The organism is Weissella sp. ESL1139 (assembly GCF_058506735.1).
Window position 1 is genome coordinate 230,132 of record NZ_CP196375.1, and the last position, 18,332, is coordinate 248,463.

9 protein-coding genes, 6 tRNA genes and 5 rRNA genes are annotated in these 18,332 nt (G+C 41.4%); 17 read left to right on the top strand and 3 right to left on the bottom strand.

The features are described from left to right. The first annotated feature begins 115 nt into the window (after positions 1-115). The 3 genes from ACSYSF_RS01035 to ACSYSF_RS01045 all read left to right on the top strand — a co-directional run bounded on the left by ACSYSF_RS01035 (position 116) and on the right by ACSYSF_RS01045 (position 4,073). Positions 116-3,031: ribosomal RNA gene (locus tag ACSYSF_RS01035) — 23S ribosomal RNA — on the top strand. A gap of 75 nt (positions 3,032-3,106) precedes the next feature. Then, positions 3,107-3,223, top strand: a 5S ribosomal RNA gene (gene rrf / locus ACSYSF_RS01040). A gap of 244 nt (positions 3,224-3,467) precedes the next feature. After that, positions 3,468-4,073: a TrmH family RNA methyltransferase gene (locus ACSYSF_RS01045; protein ID WP_489868276.1), complete on the top strand. Its 606-nt coding sequence runs from the start codon at positions 3,468-3,470 to the stop codon at positions 4,071-4,073. Between the two features lie 49 nt (positions 4,074-4,122). Here the strand turns inward: ACSYSF_RS01045 and ACSYSF_RS01050 are convergent, their stop codons facing one another. After that, positions 4,123-4,509: a hypothetical protein gene (locus ACSYSF_RS01050; RefSeq protein WP_489867897.1), complete on the bottom strand. Its 387-nt coding sequence runs from the start codon at positions 4,507-4,509 to the stop codon at positions 4,123-4,125. Positions 4,510-4,959: 450 nt separating this feature from the next. On the opposite strand from ACSYSF_RS01050, the gene ACSYSF_RS01055 reads away from it, so the two are divergent. The 8 genes from ACSYSF_RS01055 to hpf all read left to right on the top strand — a co-directional run bounded on the left by ACSYSF_RS01055 (position 4,960) and on the right by hpf (position 12,851). Next, a 16S ribosomal RNA gene (locus tag ACSYSF_RS01055) occupies positions 4,960-6,533 on the top strand. Positions 6,534-6,621: 88 nt separating this feature from the next. Then, a tRNA-Ile gene (locus ACSYSF_RS01060) sits at positions 6,622-6,695 on the top strand. Positions 6,696-6,701: 6 nt separating this feature from the next. Further along, positions 6,702-6,774 (top strand) — tRNA-Ala (locus ACSYSF_RS01065). Between the two features lie 201 nt (positions 6,775-6,975). After that, positions 6,976-9,891 (top strand): 23S ribosomal RNA (locus ACSYSF_RS01070). A 75-nt stretch (positions 9,892-9,966) separates the two neighbouring features. Next, positions 9,967-10,083, top strand: a 5S ribosomal RNA gene (rrf, locus tag ACSYSF_RS01075). Together the 16S, 23S and 5S rRNA genes with 2 tRNA genes alongside form the textbook arrangement of a ribosomal RNA operon. A gap of 96 nt (positions 10,084-10,179) precedes the next feature. Then, positions 10,180-11,469, top strand: a complete 1,290-nt coding sequence (locus ACSYSF_RS01080) for a helicase-related protein (protein WP_489867898.1) — start codon at positions 10,180-10,182, stop codon at positions 11,467-11,469. A gap of 28 nt (positions 11,470-11,497) precedes the next feature. Then, complete coding sequence (locus ACSYSF_RS01085) at positions 11,498-12,136, top strand: ComF family protein (RefSeq protein WP_489867899.1); 639 nt, start codon at positions 11,498-11,500, stop codon at positions 12,134-12,136. 154 nt (positions 12,137-12,290) lie between these two features. Continuing rightward, positions 12,291-12,851 (top strand): ribosome hibernation-promoting factor, HPF/YfiA family, encoded by a 561-nt coding sequence (gene hpf / locus ACSYSF_RS01090; protein ID WP_489867900.1) that lies wholly within the window; start codon positions 12,291-12,293, stop codon positions 12,849-12,851. Positions 12,852-12,980: 129 nt separating this feature from the next. Here the strand turns inward: hpf and ACSYSF_RS01095 are convergent, their stop codons facing one another. Next, positions 12,981-14,321 (bottom strand): ISL3 family transposase, encoded by a 1,341-nt coding sequence (locus ACSYSF_RS01095; RefSeq protein ID WP_489867045.1) that lies wholly within the window; start codon positions 14,319-14,321, stop codon positions 12,981-12,983. 195 nt (positions 14,322-14,516) lie between these two features. Here ACSYSF_RS01095 and ACSYSF_RS01100 point away from each other — a divergent pair, with 195 nt between their 5' ends. The 3 genes from ACSYSF_RS01100 to ACSYSF_RS01110 all read left to right on the top strand — a co-directional run bounded on the left by ACSYSF_RS01100 (position 14,517) and on the right by ACSYSF_RS01110 (position 17,301). Continuing rightward, positions 14,517-14,963: a hypothetical protein gene (locus ACSYSF_RS01100; RefSeq protein WP_489867901.1), complete on the top strand. Its 447-nt coding sequence runs from the start codon at positions 14,517-14,519 to the stop codon at positions 14,961-14,963. A gap of 1 nt (position 14,964) precedes the next feature. Further along, complete coding sequence (locus ACSYSF_RS01105) at positions 14,965-17,148, top strand: Tex family protein (RefSeq protein ID WP_489867902.1); 2,184 nt, start codon at positions 14,965-14,967, stop codon at positions 17,146-17,148. A 69-nt stretch (positions 17,149-17,217) separates the two neighbouring features. Then, positions 17,218-17,301: transfer RNA gene (locus ACSYSF_RS01110), tRNA-Leu, on the top strand. 218 nt (positions 17,302-17,519) lie between these two features. Here ACSYSF_RS01110 and ACSYSF_RS01115 read toward each other — a convergent pair. Beyond that, the gene (locus ACSYSF_RS01115) at positions 17,520-17,702 is read right to left on the bottom strand and encodes a hypothetical protein (protein WP_489867903.1); all 183 of its coding nucleotides are present in this window, start codon (positions 17,700-17,702) and stop codon (positions 17,520-17,522) included. A gap of 263 nt (positions 17,703-17,965) precedes the next feature. On the opposite strand from ACSYSF_RS01115, the gene ACSYSF_RS01120 reads away from it, so the two are divergent. The 3 genes from ACSYSF_RS01120 to ACSYSF_RS01130 all read left to right on the top strand — a co-directional run bounded on the left by ACSYSF_RS01120 (position 17,966) and on the right by ACSYSF_RS01130 (position 18,256). Next, a tRNA-Ser gene (locus tag ACSYSF_RS01120) sits at positions 17,966-18,055 on the top strand. 32 nt (positions 18,056-18,087) lie between these two features. Next, positions 18,088-18,161, top strand: a tRNA-Met gene (locus tag ACSYSF_RS01125). Between the two features lie 5 nt (positions 18,162-18,166). Next, positions 18,167-18,256, top strand: a tRNA-Ser gene (locus ACSYSF_RS01130). Positions 18,257-18,332: the final 76 nt, after the last annotated feature.

The window sequence follows — 18,332 nt, forward strand, 5'->3', positions numbered from 1 at the left end:
AAAATTGAGCCGAAAAAATACACCGCGTAATTTTTTGAGTTTTTTAAATAAGTTTAAAATCGCTTGTGACCATTGAGTCACAATACTCAAACGAAATCATCAACGAAAGTTGATCGGTTAAGTTATTAAGGGCGCATGGTGAATGCCTTGGCACTAGAAGCCGATGAAGGACGGGACTAACACCGATATGCCTCGGGGAGCTGTAAGTAAGCTTTGATCCGGGGATTTCCGAATGGGGGAACCCAGCTTGTTATGCAAGTTATCGTTTAGTCAATACATAGCTAAACGAAGGTAGACGTTGTGAACTGAAACATCTCATTAGCAACAGGAGCAGAAAGAAAAATCGATTCCGTCAGTAGCGGCGAGCGAACGCGGAGTAGCCCAAACCAGAGTGCTTGCACTCTGGGGTTGTAGGACTACCGTTGTGGAGTTACAAATTTGTTTATTAACAGAATCAGTTGGGAAACTGAGCGAGACAGGGTGATAGCCCCGTATGTGAAAGTAAGCAAACTCCCGTGTAGGATCCTGAGTACGGCCGGACACGTGAAATCCGGTCGGAAACTGCGAGGACCATCTCGTAAGGCTAAATACTCTCTAGTGACCGATAGTGAACCAGTACCGTGAGGGAAAGGTGAAAAGCACCCCGGAAGGGGAGTGAAAAAGTTCCTGAAACCATGTGCCTACAACAAGTTAGAGCCCGTTAATGGGTGATAGCGTGCCTTTTGTAGAATGAACCGGCGAGTTACGATACCATGCGAGGTTAAGGTGGAAAGCCCGGAGCCGTAGCGAAAGCGAGTCTGAAATGGGCGCTTAAGTATGTTGTTGTAGACCCGAAACCAGGTGACCTACCCATGTCCAGGGTGAAGGTGTGGTAAAACGCACTGGAGGCCCGAACCCGTACATGTTGAAAAATGTTGGGATGAGGTGTGGGTAGCGGTGAAATTCCAATCGAACTTGGAGATAGCTGGTTCTCTCCGAAATAGCTTTAGGGCTAGCCTCGGAAGATAGCGTGTTGGAGGTAGAGCACTGTTTTGATGCGGGGCCCATCTCGGGTTACTAAATTAAGATAAACTCCGAATGCCAATCACGTATGTCCGGGAGTCAGACAGTGAGTGATAAGATCCATTGTCGAAAGGGGAACAGCCCAGATCGTCAGTTAAGGTCCCTAAGTGTGTGTTAAGTGGAAAAGGATGTGAAGTTGCATAGACAACTAGGATGTTGGCTCAGAAGCAGCCACCATTTAAAGAGTGCGTAATAGCTCACTAGTCGAGTGATTCTGCGCCGAAAATGTACCGGGGCTAAACACACCACCGAAACTACGGGTGCCACGTAAGTGGCGCGATAGGAGAGCGTTCTAAGGGCAGTGAAGTCAGACCGTGAGGACTGGTGGAGCACTTAGAAGTGAGAATGCCGGTATGAGTAGCGAAAGACAGGTGAGAATCCTGTCCACCGTATGACTAAGGTTTCCTGGGGAAGGCTCGTCCTCCCAGGGTTAGTCGGGACCTAAGGCGAGGCCGAAAGGCGTAGTCGATGGCTAACAGGTTGAGATTCCTGTACCAGGTGAACATGTTTGAACAATGGAGGGACGCAGAAGGCTAACAGATCCCAGCGATTGGAAATGCTGGGTCAAGCAATAAGTCTTGAGGTGAGTTAAATGCTTGCTTCTTATAGGACAAGTTGTGATGAGGACCGAAATAAAGTAGGGAAGTCTGTGATGTCACGCTGCCGAGAAAAGCTTCTAGTTAGTGTTTACCTGCCCGTACCGCAAACCGACACAGGTAGTCGAGGAGAGCATCCTAAGGTGAGCGAGTGAACTCTCGTTAAGGAACTCGGCAAAATGACCCCGTAACTTCGGGAGAAGGGGTGCTCAGCGCAAGCTGAGCCGCAGTGAATAGGCCCAGGCGACTGTTTATCAAAAACACAGGTTTCTGCAAAATCGTAAGATGACGTATAGGGGCTGACGCCTGCCCGGTGCTGGAAGGTTAAAAGGAGTGCTTAGCTTCGGCGAAGGTACGAATTGAAGCCCCAGTAAACGGCGGCCGTAACTATAACGGTCCTAAGGTAGCGAAATTCCTTGTCGGGTAAGTTCCGACCCGCACGAAAGGCGTAACGATCTGGGCGCTGTCTCAACGAGAGACTCGGTGAAATTTAAAGACCCGTGAAGATGCGGGGTACCCGCGACAGGACGGAAAGACCCCATGGAGCTTTACTGTAGCTTGATATTGAGTGTTTGTGCAGCTTGTACAGCATAGGTAGGAGCCGTAGAAATCGGGACGCTAGTTTCGATGGAGGCACACGTGGGATACTACCCTCGTTGTATGAACACTCTAACTCACACCACTAAGCGTGGTGGAAGACAGTGTCTGGCAGGCAGTTTGACTGGGGCGGTCGCCTCCCAAAGAGTAACGGAGGCGCCCAAAGGTTCCCTCAGAATGGTTGGAAATCATTCACAGAGTGTAAAGGCACAAGGGAGCTTGACTGTGAGACTTACCAGTCGAGCAGGTACGAAAGTAGGGCTTAGTGATCCGGTGGTTCCGCATGGAAGGGCCATCGCTCAACGGACAAAAGCTACCCTGGGGATAACAGGCTTATCTCCCCCAAGAGTCCACATCGACGGGGAGGTTTGGCACCTCGATGTCGGCTCATCGCATCCTGGGGCTGTAGTCGGTCCCAAGGGTTGGGCTGTTCGCCCATTAAAGCGGTACGCGAGCTGGGTTCAGAACGTCGTGAGACAGTTCGGTCCCTATCCGTCGCGGGCGTAGGAAATTTGAGAGGAGCTGCCCTTAGTACGAGAGGACCGGGGTGGACGTACCACTGGTGTATCAGTTGTTCCGCCAGGAGCATCGCTGAGTAGCTATGTACGGATGAGATAAACGCTGAAAGCATCTAAGTGTGAAACTCGCCTCGAGATGAGATTTCCCATTCAGTAATGAAGTAAGACCCCTTATAGATGATAAGGTAGATAGGCTAGAAGTGGCAGTACGGTGACGTATGGAGCGGACTAGTACTAATGGTTCGAGGACTTAACCAAGTAGCAAGTGGTGTAAGGCAAGAAAATTTAATTATGATTCAGTTTTGAGAGAACTAAGTTCACTCAATAAATACGTGTCGTGATGATGGCACTGAGGTCACACCTGTTCCCATACCGAACACAGCAGTTAAGCTCAGTAGCGCCAAAAGTAGTTGGAGGATCGCCTCCTGCGAGGATAGGACGTCGCGATGCAATTGAAGAAAGACTCACAGTAAAATGTGAGTCTTTTTTGTGTGCCTGATTTCTGAAGTAAAATAATGCATAGCAAAAATATAGACAATAAGTTAGTTTTTGAATTAAATTAACGGCATTGTGTAACCAAGAAGAATATTAATTCGTTATGAACATAAATTATTAATAAATAATTATAAGAGGGGCAGAGAAGAAAAAATTTAGGTATAATGAATTAGAATAATAAGATCGTAGAGGTAATATGATGAGTCATATTGATTTACAAAATAGTATTGATTATCGTAATTTGGGTGCTGAGTTTAAAGGCATGACTAATGATGAAATTATGCAGGCATTAGATCAGCGACGCGGGTACATGATTACGGTTTTGCAAAATTTAAGTCATGATTTTAATAAAGCAACGGCAGTTAGAAACCATAATGCTTTTTCAGGACGAGAAATCGTTTTTTTGAATCCAGATAATCCAATGGATAAGGAGAATGCTGAAGGCGCTAAAAAGTGGAATAAGCGTGGTACTGTTGGAACACAACATTATGAACATATCAGCCATCATCGTATATTAGACTATCAAAAATTATTTGATAAGTGGCATGAAGAAGGATATGTGATTTATGCGGTAGATAATACACCAGGTTATGAATTACATAATGTCTTTGAGACTAAGTTTCCTGAAAAAAGTGTTTTTGTATTTGGTGAAGAACAAATTGGGTTAGCAGATGAATTAATTGAAGCTGCTGATAAAATGATATATATACCACAGACTGGATCGGTTCGATCGTTAAATGTGTCCGTTGCACATGGTATTATTGCAGCGTTGTATACGGCGCAGCATCCAGTTCCTGTAAATTAAAAAAACGAAGTGCAAAAATATTAGCACTTCGTTTTTTAGTTATTACCGATTATAATTTTAGTTCAAATTCTAAGTTATTGTATTGATCACGTTCGCGTATTTGACGATAGCCAAATTCTTGGTTATCCCTATCTAATAAATCAGTATGCCAAGTAATTTTTTCATTAAAATTAGCAAACATCTTTTCTTTCAGCTTGTTAATTAATGAAAGAAAACTCTGGCCTTCTTCTGCTGTCATTGCAGCATAAAGACGTTCATCATTGCCATATTTTTTTGAGATACGCTTTAGTTTAACATTCATGACTTGACGCGTGTAGGCAGGGTTTCTATTTAAACGAACATTGACGTTGATATGATTATAGTGAAAATCACGACTATATTGTAATAACATTGCTAAAAATTTTTCAGCATCTAGCTTGCTTTTTTTGTTTGACATATATATATCCTTAATCTGTTAAAGTTCTCTTAATAGTATAACACGTAATAAATATTATTATTATAAACAAAATTGTAAAAAGGGGTTGCATTATATTTCTTTTGGGGGTATTATATAAAAGTTGTCTTGTGAGGGACATCTTGATTATTAATAATGAACAAAAGTCTGCTGTATATTGATGCTATTTATTTTATAGTAAATCGTATAAAACTTGCAAGCTTTCTTAAAAAACATGTTGACAAATCATTTTAAGTTCTGTATTATTAATTAAGTTGTTAGCAAAACAACAAATGTTGATCATTGAAAACTGAATATCGTTTCGATAGAACAAATGTGTAGGGTTATCAAGCAATTTGCTTGATACAAAAAACATTTGCGAAGTCAATTCGCTAATAAATTCGTTTAACTTCTGTTAAACAAATAACAAATATTGAGTTATACTCAAACTTTTAAAATGAGAGTTTGATCCTGGCTCAGGATGAACGCTGGCGGCGTGCCTAATACATGCAAGTCGAACGCTTTGTGCAAATTGATATGACGAGCTTGCTCTGATTTGATTTTTGATTTCAAAGAGTGGCGAACGGGTGAGTAACACGTGGGTAACCTACCTTTTAGCAGGGGATAACATTTGGAAACAAGTGCTAATACCGTATAATACCAACAACCGCATGGTTGTTGGTTGAAAGATGGTTCTGCTATCACTAAGAGATGGACCCGCGGTGCATTAGCTAGTTGGTAAGGTAATGGCTTACCAAGGCGATGATGCGTAGCCGAGTTGAGAGACTGATCGGCCACAATGGGACTGAGACACGGCCCATACTCCTACGGGAGGCAGCAGTAGGGAATCTTCCACAATGGGCGCAAGCCTGATGGAGCAACGCCGCGTGTGTGATGAAGGGTTTCGGCTCGTAAAACACTGTTATAAGAGAAGAACGGCACTGAGAGTAACTGTTCAGTGTGTGACGGTATCTTACCAGAAAGGAACGGCTAAATACGTGCCAGCAGCCGCGGTAATACGTATGTTCCAAGCGTTATCCGGATTTATTGGGCGTAAAGCGAGCGCAGACGGTTATTTAAGTCTGAAGTGAAAGCCCTCAGCTCAACTGAGGAGTTGCTTTGGAAACTGGATAACTTGAGTGCAGTAGAGGAAAGTGGAACTCCATGTGTAGCGGTGAAATGCGTAGATATATGGAAGAACACCAGTGGCGAAGGCGGCTTTCTGGACTGTAACTGACGTTGAGGCTCGAAAGTGTGGGTAGCAAACAGGATTAGATACCCTGGTAGTCCACACCGTAAACGATGAGTGCTAGATGTTCGAGGGTTTCCGCCCTTGAGTGTCGCAGCTAACGCATTAAGCACTCCGCCTGGGGAGTACGACCGCAAGGTTGAAACTCAAAGGAATTGACGGGGACCCGCACAAGCGGTGGAGCATGTGGTTTAATTCGAAGCAACGCGAAGAACCTTACCAGGTCTTGACATCCCTTGCAAACATTAGAAATAGTGTGTTCCCTTCGGGGACAAGGTGACAGGTGGTGCATGGTTGTCGTCAGCTCGTGTCGTGAGATGTTGGGTTAAGTCCCGCAACGAGCGCAACCCTTATTATTAGTTGCCAGCATTCAGTTGGGCACTCTAGTGAGACTGCCGGTGACAAACCGGAGGAAGGTGGGGATGACGCCAAATCATCATGCCCCTTATGACCTGGGCTACACACGTGCTACAATGGCATATACAACGAGCCGCTAACCCGCGAGGGTACGCTAATCTCTTAAAGTATGTCTCAGTTCGGATTGTAGGCTGCAACTCGCCTACATGAAGTCGGAATCGCTAGTAATCGCGGATCAGCACGCCGCGGTGAATACGTTCCCGGGTCTTGTACACACCGCCCGTCACACCATGAGAGTTTGTAACACCCAAAGCCGGTGGGGTAACCTTTTAGGAGCCAGCCGTCTAAGGTGGGACAGATGATTAGGGTGAAGTCGTAACAAGGTAGCCGTAGGAGAACCTGCGGCTGGATCACCTCCTTTCTAAGGAAAATCGGAACCTACACATTCTATACGAAACGATATTTGGTTTTGAGTGATTAACACTCAATTGAATCATAAGATTCGACCTGGGACTGTAGCTCAGCTGGTTAGAGCGCACCCCTGATAAGGGTGAGGTCGGAGGTTCGAGTCCTCTCAGTCCCATGAAATGGGGAATTAGCTCAGCTGGGAGAGCGCCTGCTTTGCAAGCAGGAGGTCATCGGTTCGATCCCGATATTCTCCATAACAACCTACGGGTTGTTTATTAGTTCTTTGAAAACTGAATCATAATTGTAAATTTTTAAATTCATTTATATTGATAGTATCAATAAAATTGAGCCGAAAAAATACACCGCGTAATTTTTTGAGTTTTTTAAATAAGTTTAAAATCGCTTGTGACCATTGAGTCACAATACTCAAACGAAATCATCAACGAAAGTTGATCGGTTAAGTTATTAAGGGCGTATGGTGAATGCCTTGGCACTAGAAGCCGATGAAGGACGGGACTAACACCGATATGCCTCGGGGAGCTGTAAGTAAGCTTTGATCCGGGGATTTCCGAATGGGGGAACCCAGCTTGTTATGCAAGTTATCGTTTAGTCAATACATAGCTAAACGAAGGTAGACGTTGTGAACTGAAACATCTCATTAGCAACAGGAGCAGAAAGAAAAATCGATTCCGTCAGTAGCGGCGAGCGAACGCGGAGTAGCCCAAACCAGAGTGCTTGCACTCTGGGGTTGTAGGACTACCGTTGTGGAGTTACAAATTTGTTTATTAACAGAATCAGTTGGGAAACTGAGCGAGACAGGGTGATAGCCCCGTATGTGAAAGTAAGCAAACTCCCGTGTAGGATCCTGAGTACGGCCGGACACGTGAAATCCGGTCGGAAACTGCGAGGACCATCTCGTAAGGCTAAATACTCTCTAGTGACCGATAGTGAACCAGTACCGTGAGGGAAAGGTGAAAAGCACCCCGGAAGGGGAGTGAAAAAGTTCCTGAAACCATGTGCCTACAACAAGTTAGAGCCCGTTAATGGGTGATAGCGTGCCTTTTGTAGAATGAACCGGCGAGTTACGATACCATGCGAGGTTAAGGTGGAAAGCCCGGAGCCGTAGCGAAAGCGAGTCTGAAATGGGCGCTTAAGTATGTTGTTGTAGACCCGAAACCAGGTGACCTACCCATGTCCAGGGTGAAGGTGTGGTAAAACGCACTGGAGGCCCGAACCCGTACATGTTGAAAAATGTTGGGATGAGGTGTGGGTAGCGGTGAAATTCCAATCGAACTTGGAGATAGCTGGTTCTCTCCGAAATAGCTTTAGGGCTAGCCTCGGAAGATAGCGTGTTGGAGGTAGAGCACTGTTTTGATGCGGGGCCCATCTCGGGTTACTAAATTAAGATAAACTCCGAATGCCAATCACGTATGTCCGGGAGTCAGACAGTGAGTGATAAGATCCATTGTCGAAAGGGGAACAGCCCAGATCGTCAGTTAAGGTCCCTAAGTGTGTGTTAAGTGGAAAAGGATGTGAAGTTGCATAGACAACTAGGATGTTGGCTCAGAAGCAGCCACCATTTAAAGAGTGCGTAATAGCTCACTAGTCGAGTGATTCTGCGCCGAAAATGTACCGGGGCTAAACACACCACCGAAACTACGGGTGCCACGTAAGTGGCGCGATAGGAGAGCGTTCTAAGGGCAGTGAAGTCAGACCGTGAGGACTGGTGGAGCACTTAGAAGTGAGAATGCCGGTATGAGTAGCGAAAGACAGGTGAGAATCCTGTCCACCGTATGACTAAGGTTTCCTGGGGAAGGCTCGTCCTCCCAGGGTTAGTCGGGACCTAAGGCGAGGCCGAAAGGCGTAGTCGATGGCTAACAGGTTGAGATTCCTGTACCAGGTGAACATGTTTGAACAATGGAGGGACGCAGAAGGCTAACAGATCCCAGCGATTGGAAATGCTGGGTCAAGCAATAAGTCTTGAGGTGAGTTAAATGCTTGCTTCTTATAGGACAAGTTGTGATGAGGACCGAAATAAAGTAGGGAAGTCTGTGATGTCACGCTGCCGAGAAAAGCTTCTAGTTAGTGTTTACCTGCCCGTACCGCAAACCGACACAGGTAGTCGAGGAGAGCATCCTAAGGTGAGCGAGTGAACTCTCGTTAAGGAACTCGGCAAAATGACCCCGTAACTTCGGGAGAAGGGGTGCTCAGCGCAAGCTGAGCCGCAGTGAATAGGCCCAGGCGACTGTTTATCAAAAACACAGGTTTCTGCAAAATCGTAAGATGACGTATAGGGGCTGACGCCTGCCCGGTGCTGGAAGGTTAAAAGGAGTGCTTAGCTTCGGCGAAGGTACGAATTGAAGCCCCAGTAAACGGCGGCCGTAACTATAACGGTCCTAAGGTAGCGAAATTCCTTGTCGGGTAAGTTCCGACCCGCACGAAAGGCGTAACGATCTGGGCGCTGTCTCAACGAGAGACTCGGTGAAATTTAAAGACCCGTGAAGATGCGGGGTACCCGCGACAGGACGGAAAGACCCCATGGAGCTTTACTGTAGCTTGATATTGAGTGTTTGTGCAGCTTGTACAGCATAGGTAGGAGCCGTAGAAATCGGGACGCTAGTTTCGATGGAGGCACACGTGGGATACTACCCTCGTTGTATGAACACTCTAACTCACACCACTAAGCGTGGTGGAAGACAGTGTCTGGCAGGCAGTTTGACTGGGGCGGTCGCCTCCCAAAGAGTAACGGAGGCGCCCAAAGGTTCCCTCAGAATGGTTGGAAATCATTCACAGAGTGTAAAGGCACAAGGGAGCTTGACTGTGAGACTTACCAGTCGAGCAGGTACGAAAGTAGGGCTTAGTGATCCGGTGGTTCCGCATGGAAGGGCCATCGCTCAACGGACAAAAGCTACCCTGGGGATAACAGGCTTATCTCCCCCAAGAGTCCACATCGACGGGGAGGTTTGGCACCTCGATGTCGGCTCATCGCATCCTGGGGCTGTAGTCGGTCCCAAGGGTTGGGCTGTTCGCCCATTAAAGCGGTACGCGAGCTGGGTTCAGAACGTCGTGAGACAGTTCGGTCCCTATCCGTCGCGGGCGTAGGAAATTTGAGAGGAGCTGCCCTTAGTACGAGAGGACCGGGGTGGACGTACCACTGGTGTATCAGTTGTTCCGCCAGGAGCATCGCTGAGTAGCTATGTACGGATGAGATAAACGCTGAAAGCATCTAAGTGTGAAACTCGCCTCGAGATGAGATTTCCCATTCAGTAATGAAGTAAGACCCCTTATAGATGATAAGGTAGATAGGCTAGAAGTGGCAGTACGGTGACGTATGGAGCGGACTAGTACTAATGGTTCGAGGACTTAACCAAGTAGCAAGTGGTGTAAGGCAAGAAAATTTAATTATGATTCAGTTTTGAGAGAACTAAGTTCACTCAATAAATACGTGTCGTGATGATGGCACTGAGGTCACACCTGTTCCCATACCGAACACAGCAGTTAAGCTCAGTAGCGCCAAAAGTAGTTGGAGGATCGCCTCCTGCGAGGATAGGACGTCGCGATGCAATTGAAGAAAGACTCACAGTAAAATGTGAGTCTTTTTTTGTACATAAAAGTTAATGTTGCGTCTTTATAAATAAAAATAAGGAATTAAGTACAACATGAGTTATGAAGATAGCTTATTTTATGGACGGTATATTGTTTGTAATTCAGATGAGTTAATTCATTTACCCCAAGATGCTAAAGTTGAACAAGCGATTAAAAATAAAACTTGCGGGCGTTGCCAAAGTAAAATTTTAAATAATTGGCAATTACCTGATCAAACAACTTATTGTTGGATGTGTGCAAAATTGGGAACAATTACGAGTAATGATTATTTAGTGACCATAGCTGAGCCTAACAAGTTTGATAGGATTATAGAACCATGTGTTTGGCAAGGGGAATTAACAGCTTTACAACAAGAAGTAGCTAATCAACAGATTAAAGCATTAAATGAAGGAACAACTCATTTAACATATGCCGTAACGGGAGCAGGTAAAACAGAAATGATGTTTCCAATGTTAACGCAAGCTATTAAACAAGGTAAACGGATTGCAGTCGTATCGCCACGAGTGGATGTTGTTATTGAACTATATAAACGCATTAAAGCAGCATTTAGCGTGCCGACAATTGCTTTATACGCTAATAGTGATGATCAGTACCACTATACCCAGTTAGTTATTGCAACTACGCATCAACTAATACATTTTAATAAAGCTTTTGATGTTATGGTTATAGATGAAACCGATGCATTTCCATATTCTGGCAATAAGTTTTTAGAAAGTGCTACCCAACATGCCTTGAAAAGTACAGGTGTTAATTTTTATTTGACAGCAACTTTAAATTATAAATTAAGAAAGTTCGTTAAGAAAAACAATGTCGTTGTTTCAATATTACCGCGGCGTTTTCATGGCCAGCCACTACCGAACTTGACGCTTAGCTTCATAAAAAAATGGCGCACAAAGTTGCCAAACAAACTGATTAAGCATGTTTTAAAACTAAAAAAATTAAATATAAAATTTTTACTTTTTGTTCCTGAAATAAAAGATGTCCAGTATGTTATGACGCAATTAATAAATTGTCAGTTGAATGTATTAGGCACTTATTCATCAGATAATCAACGCCTAGAGAAGGTTCAAAAAATGCGTGAAGGAAGTCTAGATGGGTTAATCACAACAACCATATTAGAGCGTGGCGTGACATTTCCAGGTATTGATGTGGTCATTTTAGGCGGAGACGAATCAATTTTTACAACGACAGCACTTATTCAAATTGCAGGTCGTTGTGGACGTAGTTTGGAACGGCCAACAGGAACTATCATGGTCTATTTATGTGAAAAAAATAGACAGATTGTGGATGCAATGTCTGAAATAAATTATTTAAATATGTTGGGTAAAAAATATGAAATGTGAATTATGTCAAAAAAAGATACGACAACCAATGACGTTAAATATGCTAATCAGTTTCTCGAAAAGTAAGAAGTCTCTGTTATGTGATGATTGTTGGGCAGAATTTGAAAACATTGATGGAGCTTCAGGTTGTTTAGAATGTCAAATTGATACTGAATCTGAATACTGCAATGATTGTTTAAAATGGTTTGAGCAAGGGCATACTAAACTACGCAACCAAGCATTGTTTAAGTATAATTTAAAAATGAAAGAATACTTTAAGTGTTATAAATTTGGTGGTGCTTACCATTTACGAAATATTTTTAAAGAGTTGATCCAGGAAAAATTACTGGCAACCCAAGCAGATAAGTTTGTACCGATTCCTATTACTATCGAGACATATAAGGAAAGGGGTTTTAATCAGGTTGTTGGTTGGTTAGAAGGCATAAAATTTGCAGAATTATTAGAATGTCGCTATGCTATAAAAAAGAAACAGTCACATAAGAGTCGTCACGAACGTTTAAGGACAGTACAACCATTTCAATTAGCCGTTTCTTCTTCTGAAGTAAGTGGTCAAGTGATTTGCTTGGTTGATGATGTTTACACAACGGGACGTACTTTGCGGCATGCAAAACAATGTTTATTAGATGCAGGAGCCAAAGATGTGATGTCATTGACTTTAGCTCGATAGTGTTAATTATTCAATGATAACGCTTTCTTTTTTTGTTATTAATGTGTTACAATATAGTTACCGAAGGGATACAAATTTAAACCCTAGGTAGGGCGAGATATAGATTTTTTGGGGATTAATATCTTGCGAATTTAGTCAGACAGGAGACAGAATTATGCTAGAATTTAAGGTACGTGGTGAGAACATTGAAATCACTGATGCAATGGCAGAGTACATCGAAAAGCGTATTTCACGCCTAGAGCGTTACTTAAACACGGAAGCTAAGTATATTGTTCGTGTTAATGTCCGTTCATATAAAGAAGGTACTTTTAAGACTGAAGTAACTATTCAATTGCCATATTTGTTGTTACGTGCAGAAGATACACAAACGGATATGTACCAAACTGTCGATTTTGTTTCTGAAAAATTGGAACGTCAAATCCGTAAGTACAAGACTAAGGTAAACCGTAAGTCTCGTGAAAAGGGATTTAAGGGATTAGCAAATACTGACTTTATGCTTGAACCAGAAGTTGAGGATGAACCTGAGGATAGTTTGAACATTGTTCGTAAGAAGCATGTTGAATTAAAGCCAATGGATGCTGAAGAAGCTGTTCTTCAAATGGAGCTTTTGGGCCACGAATTCTTTATTTTCTTAGATGCAGAAACTGATTTACCTTCTGTTGTCTATAAGCGTCGTGACGGTAAGTACGCTCTAATTGATACGTTGAATGCATAATAAATGTTATATAATTTGTAATCAGGTTTAGTAATTTATATAATTAATTAAGGCTCAATTGCAAATAGCGTGAAAATCATGAAATTGTCTAATTGAGTTTGTGAAATTGGCTCGTAAATTTGATGTTAACTACATCGGATTTATGGGCCTTTTGCTTATTAATAAGCAATTAAAAGTATTTTGTAATGCATGGTGATTAAATAGTTCAAAGCGAATTCTTAAAGCGTAAGCTTTAAAACTATGAAAGCCATAAGATGTACGATTAATTTGCTTAATACGACGATTGATGCCTTCCATACGACCATTTGAGTAGTTGTTTAGGAAGGCATTTTTAATGCCTTTTAAATTCTTTTTGTAACTACTAATAACTGAATCCATTGCGGAATGGTTAAATTGATAGTTTTCTAAAATTGTTTGAAAGTCTTCAAAGGCACGATGACGTTGGGAATTTAAAACAGCTTGATAGACTTCATAAGTCTGTTTGAAGTTGGGAGAAATATCAAATACTAATCGTAATGCATCTTGTGGGTACATAAATTCGTTAATACCTCTAAACCAGCGTGCCTGTTGGAAGTTTAAACGATTTTCATCTGTAATAAAGAAACGCCAGTTTGCTTTGAGCAGTTTATAGATACGACTTTTATGGTTATCTAAACTACGTTGTAAATTAATACGTGTACTTTGAACAGCTTTTAAAGCCAGTTGAATAATGTGAAAACGATCAATAATCAATTGAGCATTGGGAAACATTGTCCGTAAAGGTGTTTGATAGTTTGCATTCATGTCGGTGATAACAAATTGAACATTCTCTCGATTAGCTAGGGCGTAATTGGAAAGGTTCTTTTTAATTTTAGGACCAGTTCGTTTGGAAAATAGTTCAATTAAATCACTGGTCTGGCCATCAATCATTTCAAAACTAAATTGGTTTTTAGCGTAACGAATTTCATCAACACAAATGACACTAGGCAAAGCACGCTCGTAGTTAGTTTGATAGGCTTCAGCAGCATTATTCATTAAGCGATTAATTTTACTAGTAGATAAATGTAAGATGTGTGCAATTTCCTTTTCAGAAATATCACGTTTAGCCAAATCGATAATTTGATAAAGTAATGGACGTGTAATCTTAGAACGTGGCATAAAATCACATGATTGAGCGATTAAACTTTTAAGGCAATTACGACATTGATAACGCTGTTTTTTAACGGATAGTACTTGTTCAAAACCATTAGCTGTGGGTAATTGATAATCGGCTGTATCTTTACCATTTAAATAAACGTTATCTAACAAGGGACAACCACAGCTAGGGCAACGTTCAGGCAGTGTATTTAAACTTGCACGATAGCGCAATACTAAGTGATGATCATGTCCTTTAGGAACCACCTCATTAAAAGTACCGTCATTAGAAATTAAAAAATTGATATTTTTATCTGTCAAACCAACTGAATTTAAGATAGAATCATTTATAGACATCGATAAATACCTCGTTTCTTATTGTGTGGACAACTATATTTTACGCCGGTATTTTTATTGGTGTCTTTTTAATTGTGAAAAAGAGCAAAATAAAAGCGTGAAATTTTTACTTTCACGCTAAAAAGTATAGAGCCTTAATTAAAGAGATAAAGGCTGGGAACTTTTCCTAGTCTTTTTATTATTAAGGAGAGAATTATGGCTAAAAAGAAGTTTATGACGGACAAGCAATACGGCGTTTCGTTAAGCAATTATTTACAAAGTATTGAAGAAGCAGGTAGTGCGGTCGCTCCCTTTTTTGAAAAATTAGATGAAGCTTTAAAATCAGAAAAGTTATCAGAAATGTCAAATGAAGACTTTATTGAGATTGCAACTGAATTTGAGAATACGGTTGAAGTTTATCAAGACGTTGCCATTAAAATTAATCAGATGGCTGCTCCTGTACGATTTATGGGTTCTCATAAAAATTTGCAACAATTATTTGGTTCTTATGTGACTGCCACACAAGCTATGGCCGATTCATTAGATACCACTAATAAGCAAGTAGATATAGCTGCGTTTAGACAATCAGAGAGCGATCAAGATGCTTATCTAGACAAGTTTTTTGCCCAAATCAAACGGATCTTTAGCACGGTGACTGTATAATATGACGAATTTAGATGAGATGACTGATTTGTTGACAATTGATATTGCGCAAACAGTTGGGAAGAATTTATCATTGCCAATTAAAAAAGTAAAAGCGGTTAATAATTTACTTGAAGATGGTAATACTGTACCTTTTATTGCGCGTTATCGAAAAGAAGCAACGGGAAATTTAGATGAAGTACAAATTAGAGACATTCAAGCTGCTACTAAGCAATTAACTGAGTTACAGAGTCGTAAGCAAACGGTGTATAAGGCAATCGACGAGCAAGGTATGTTATCGAAAAATCTACAACAAGCGCTTGTAGATGCCGATTCATTACAAAAAGTCGAAGATATTTATTTACCATATAAGAAAAAACGCCAAACAAAAGCAACTCTTGCTAAAGAAGCTGGCTTAATACCGTTTGCACAGCTAGTCCAAACATTTCCAAATGAAGATTTAAAAAAAGTTGCGCAACAATATGTTAATCTTGAAAAAGGATTAGAAACGGTTGCGGACGTTTTAGCAGGCGTTCATGAAATTTTTGCGGAAGTGATTGGTGAAAATGCCGGCTTACGTGACTGGGTACGTCAGTTTACGTATAAAAATGGTCATTTGACCGCAAAAAAGAAGCGTGGTGCTGATAATAAAGATGGGCAAGGTGTATTTGAGTTGTATTATGATTTCGATACACCACTTAAGAAAGTACAGAATCATCAAATTTTAGCAATTAATCGTGGTGAAAGTGAAGGTGTTTTATCTGGTAATATCAGCATTGATGAAGACGCCATTAATCGCTATTTTAAATTTAGATTAGTGGGGCATAAAACTGGGGATGCTGCTGATATCTTAAATGAGGCAGCCACAGACTCCTATAAACGATTTATTAAACCCGCAATTACGCGTGAAATTCGGAAAGACTTGTTTAAAAAAGCCAGCGATGATGCGATTAAAGTTTTTGGGACAAATTTGTATCATTTATTAATGGCAGCACCTTTACGTGGTCAGATTGTATTAGGGTTTGATCCTGGTATTCGAACAGGTTCTAAATTAGCTGTTGTTGATAAAGCTGGTCAGTTTTTAGATAAAGCTGTTATTTATCCTCACAAGGCCCAGAAATATGATCCACAAGGTGCACGAGACACCATTGTCAGGTTAGTTAAGCAATATAATGTGTCATTAGTTGCTATTGGTAATGGAACGGCCTCACGTGAGTCACAACAATTTATTGCCAATATCATTAAGCATGATTTACCAGAGTTACGTTACGCTGTTGTTAATGAAGCGGGCGCATCGGTATATTCAGCGAGTGATATTGCGCGTTCTGAATTCCCTGAATTACCAGTAGAACAGCGTTCCGCAATTTCAATTGCACGTCGTTTACAAGATCCAATGGCTGAGTTAATTAAAATTGATCCGCAAGCAGTCGGTGTTGGACAGTATCAACATGATTTACCAACCAAAGAATTATCATTGGAACTAGATCATGTATTAGAAAATGCCGTTAATAAAGTTGGAGTGAATTTAAATACGGCTTCTCCACAATTATTGACACACATTGCGGGACTTACAACCACAATTGCGAATAATGTTGTTACTTATCGTAATGAGCATGGCCGTTTTCAATCACGTAATGAGTTAAAGAAGGTAGCTAAATTAGGACCAAAAGCTTTTGAACAAGCCGCTGGATTTTTACGAATTCCAAATGGTAAGAATGCTTTAGATAATACTGATATTCATCCGGAATCTTACAAAATAGCTGAAGAAGTGTGCCAAGCAGCCGGGATTACGACATTGGGTACGCAATCAGAAACTGTCCTCAGGAAGTTTGATACACCGTCATTTGCGACATCAATCAATGTTGGGTATCCGACTTTACATGATATTATTGTTTCGCTAATTCAACCTGGTCGCGATTTACGTGATGATGCACCAATGGCTGCTTTACGGTCGGATGTGTTGACCCTTGATGATTTAAAGGTAGGTATGCAATTACAAGGTACGGTACGCAATGTCGTGGATTTTGGGGCCTTTGTTGATATTGGTGTGCATGAAGATGGTTTGGTGCACATTTCTAAATTATCAAAACAGCATGTAAAGAATCCACATAGTGTTGTTGCTGTAGGCGATATTGTGACGACTTGGGTAACTGAAATTGATAGGAAAAGGCAGAGGATTGGCTTAACTATGGTAGAACCTAATTAAAGGGTATTATGATAGTTATTGCATAGCTAGTTAATATTTGCTAACATGTATGAATATGTTAGTAAATAAGCGAATGTGGCGGAACTGGCAGACGCGCAGGATTAAGGATCCTGTGGTAGAAATACCGTGAGGGTTCGATTCCCTTCGTTCGCATCACGACAAGTTAAAAATTGAGCGCGAGAACAAAGACGGGTTGTATTTGGTGTGTAATGGTGTTTGGCTGTTTTGCGGTCGCCAGACCATAAAGCGGGCAAATCCGTTATATTGAAGGTTTAGCTTTTGTGAACGCGTTTATGCTATAAAACTTACAGGCTTACAATTCAAATAATTTTAGTAAAAAAGGCTGGAACTTTTTCTTCCAACCTCATTTTTTACATACGAATAGCATTGTAAATTAAAATAATAGCGCCAATTGCAAATAAAATGACACCCCAAATAATTTGTGTAATAACACTTTTATCACCAAAATATAAGCGAATGAGGGGAAGTGTATTACCTAAGATTGAAACAAAAATTCCTAGTACTATAAAAGCTAACCCGATTAATCCAAGCATGTTTCCTCCGCAAAAGATAGTTGTGCGTTGACTTTGTATAGCCTACGCACAATAAATTATTTTTTATATGAGGGTTAATGTGGTATTATAGTACCCGAATTAAGGTGTTTTTGTAAACAAAAAATTAATCTTATTTTTCTCAAATCATAAAATAAACAAAAAAATAGTGGTTGTTTGATGATTTTAATTTCATAAAAATATTGACATGTTTCAATTAAAGAGGTAAGATGTTTCTTGTGGTTGCGTTAAGCAATTGTGATTTTGGAGATATACCCAAGTCTGGCTGAAGGGAACGGTCTTGAAAACCGTCAGGTCGGGAAACCGGCGCGAGGGTTCGAATCCCCCTATCTCCTTAGGCATCTGTGATGTCATATCTTAATATTATCGCGGGTTAGAGCAGTCTGGTAGCTCGTCGGGCCCATAACCCGGAGGTCGTAGGTTCAAATCCTACACCCGCAATTTATGGAGATGTACCCAAGTCTGGCTGAAGGGAACGGTCTTGAAAACCGTCAGGTCGGGAAACCGGCGCGAGGGTTCGAATCCCTCCATCTCCTTTTTATAGATAACCGTGTCCTTGGACACGGTTATTTTTGTATTAATGACTTTTGTAAGTATGTGAGAGGTTTAAAT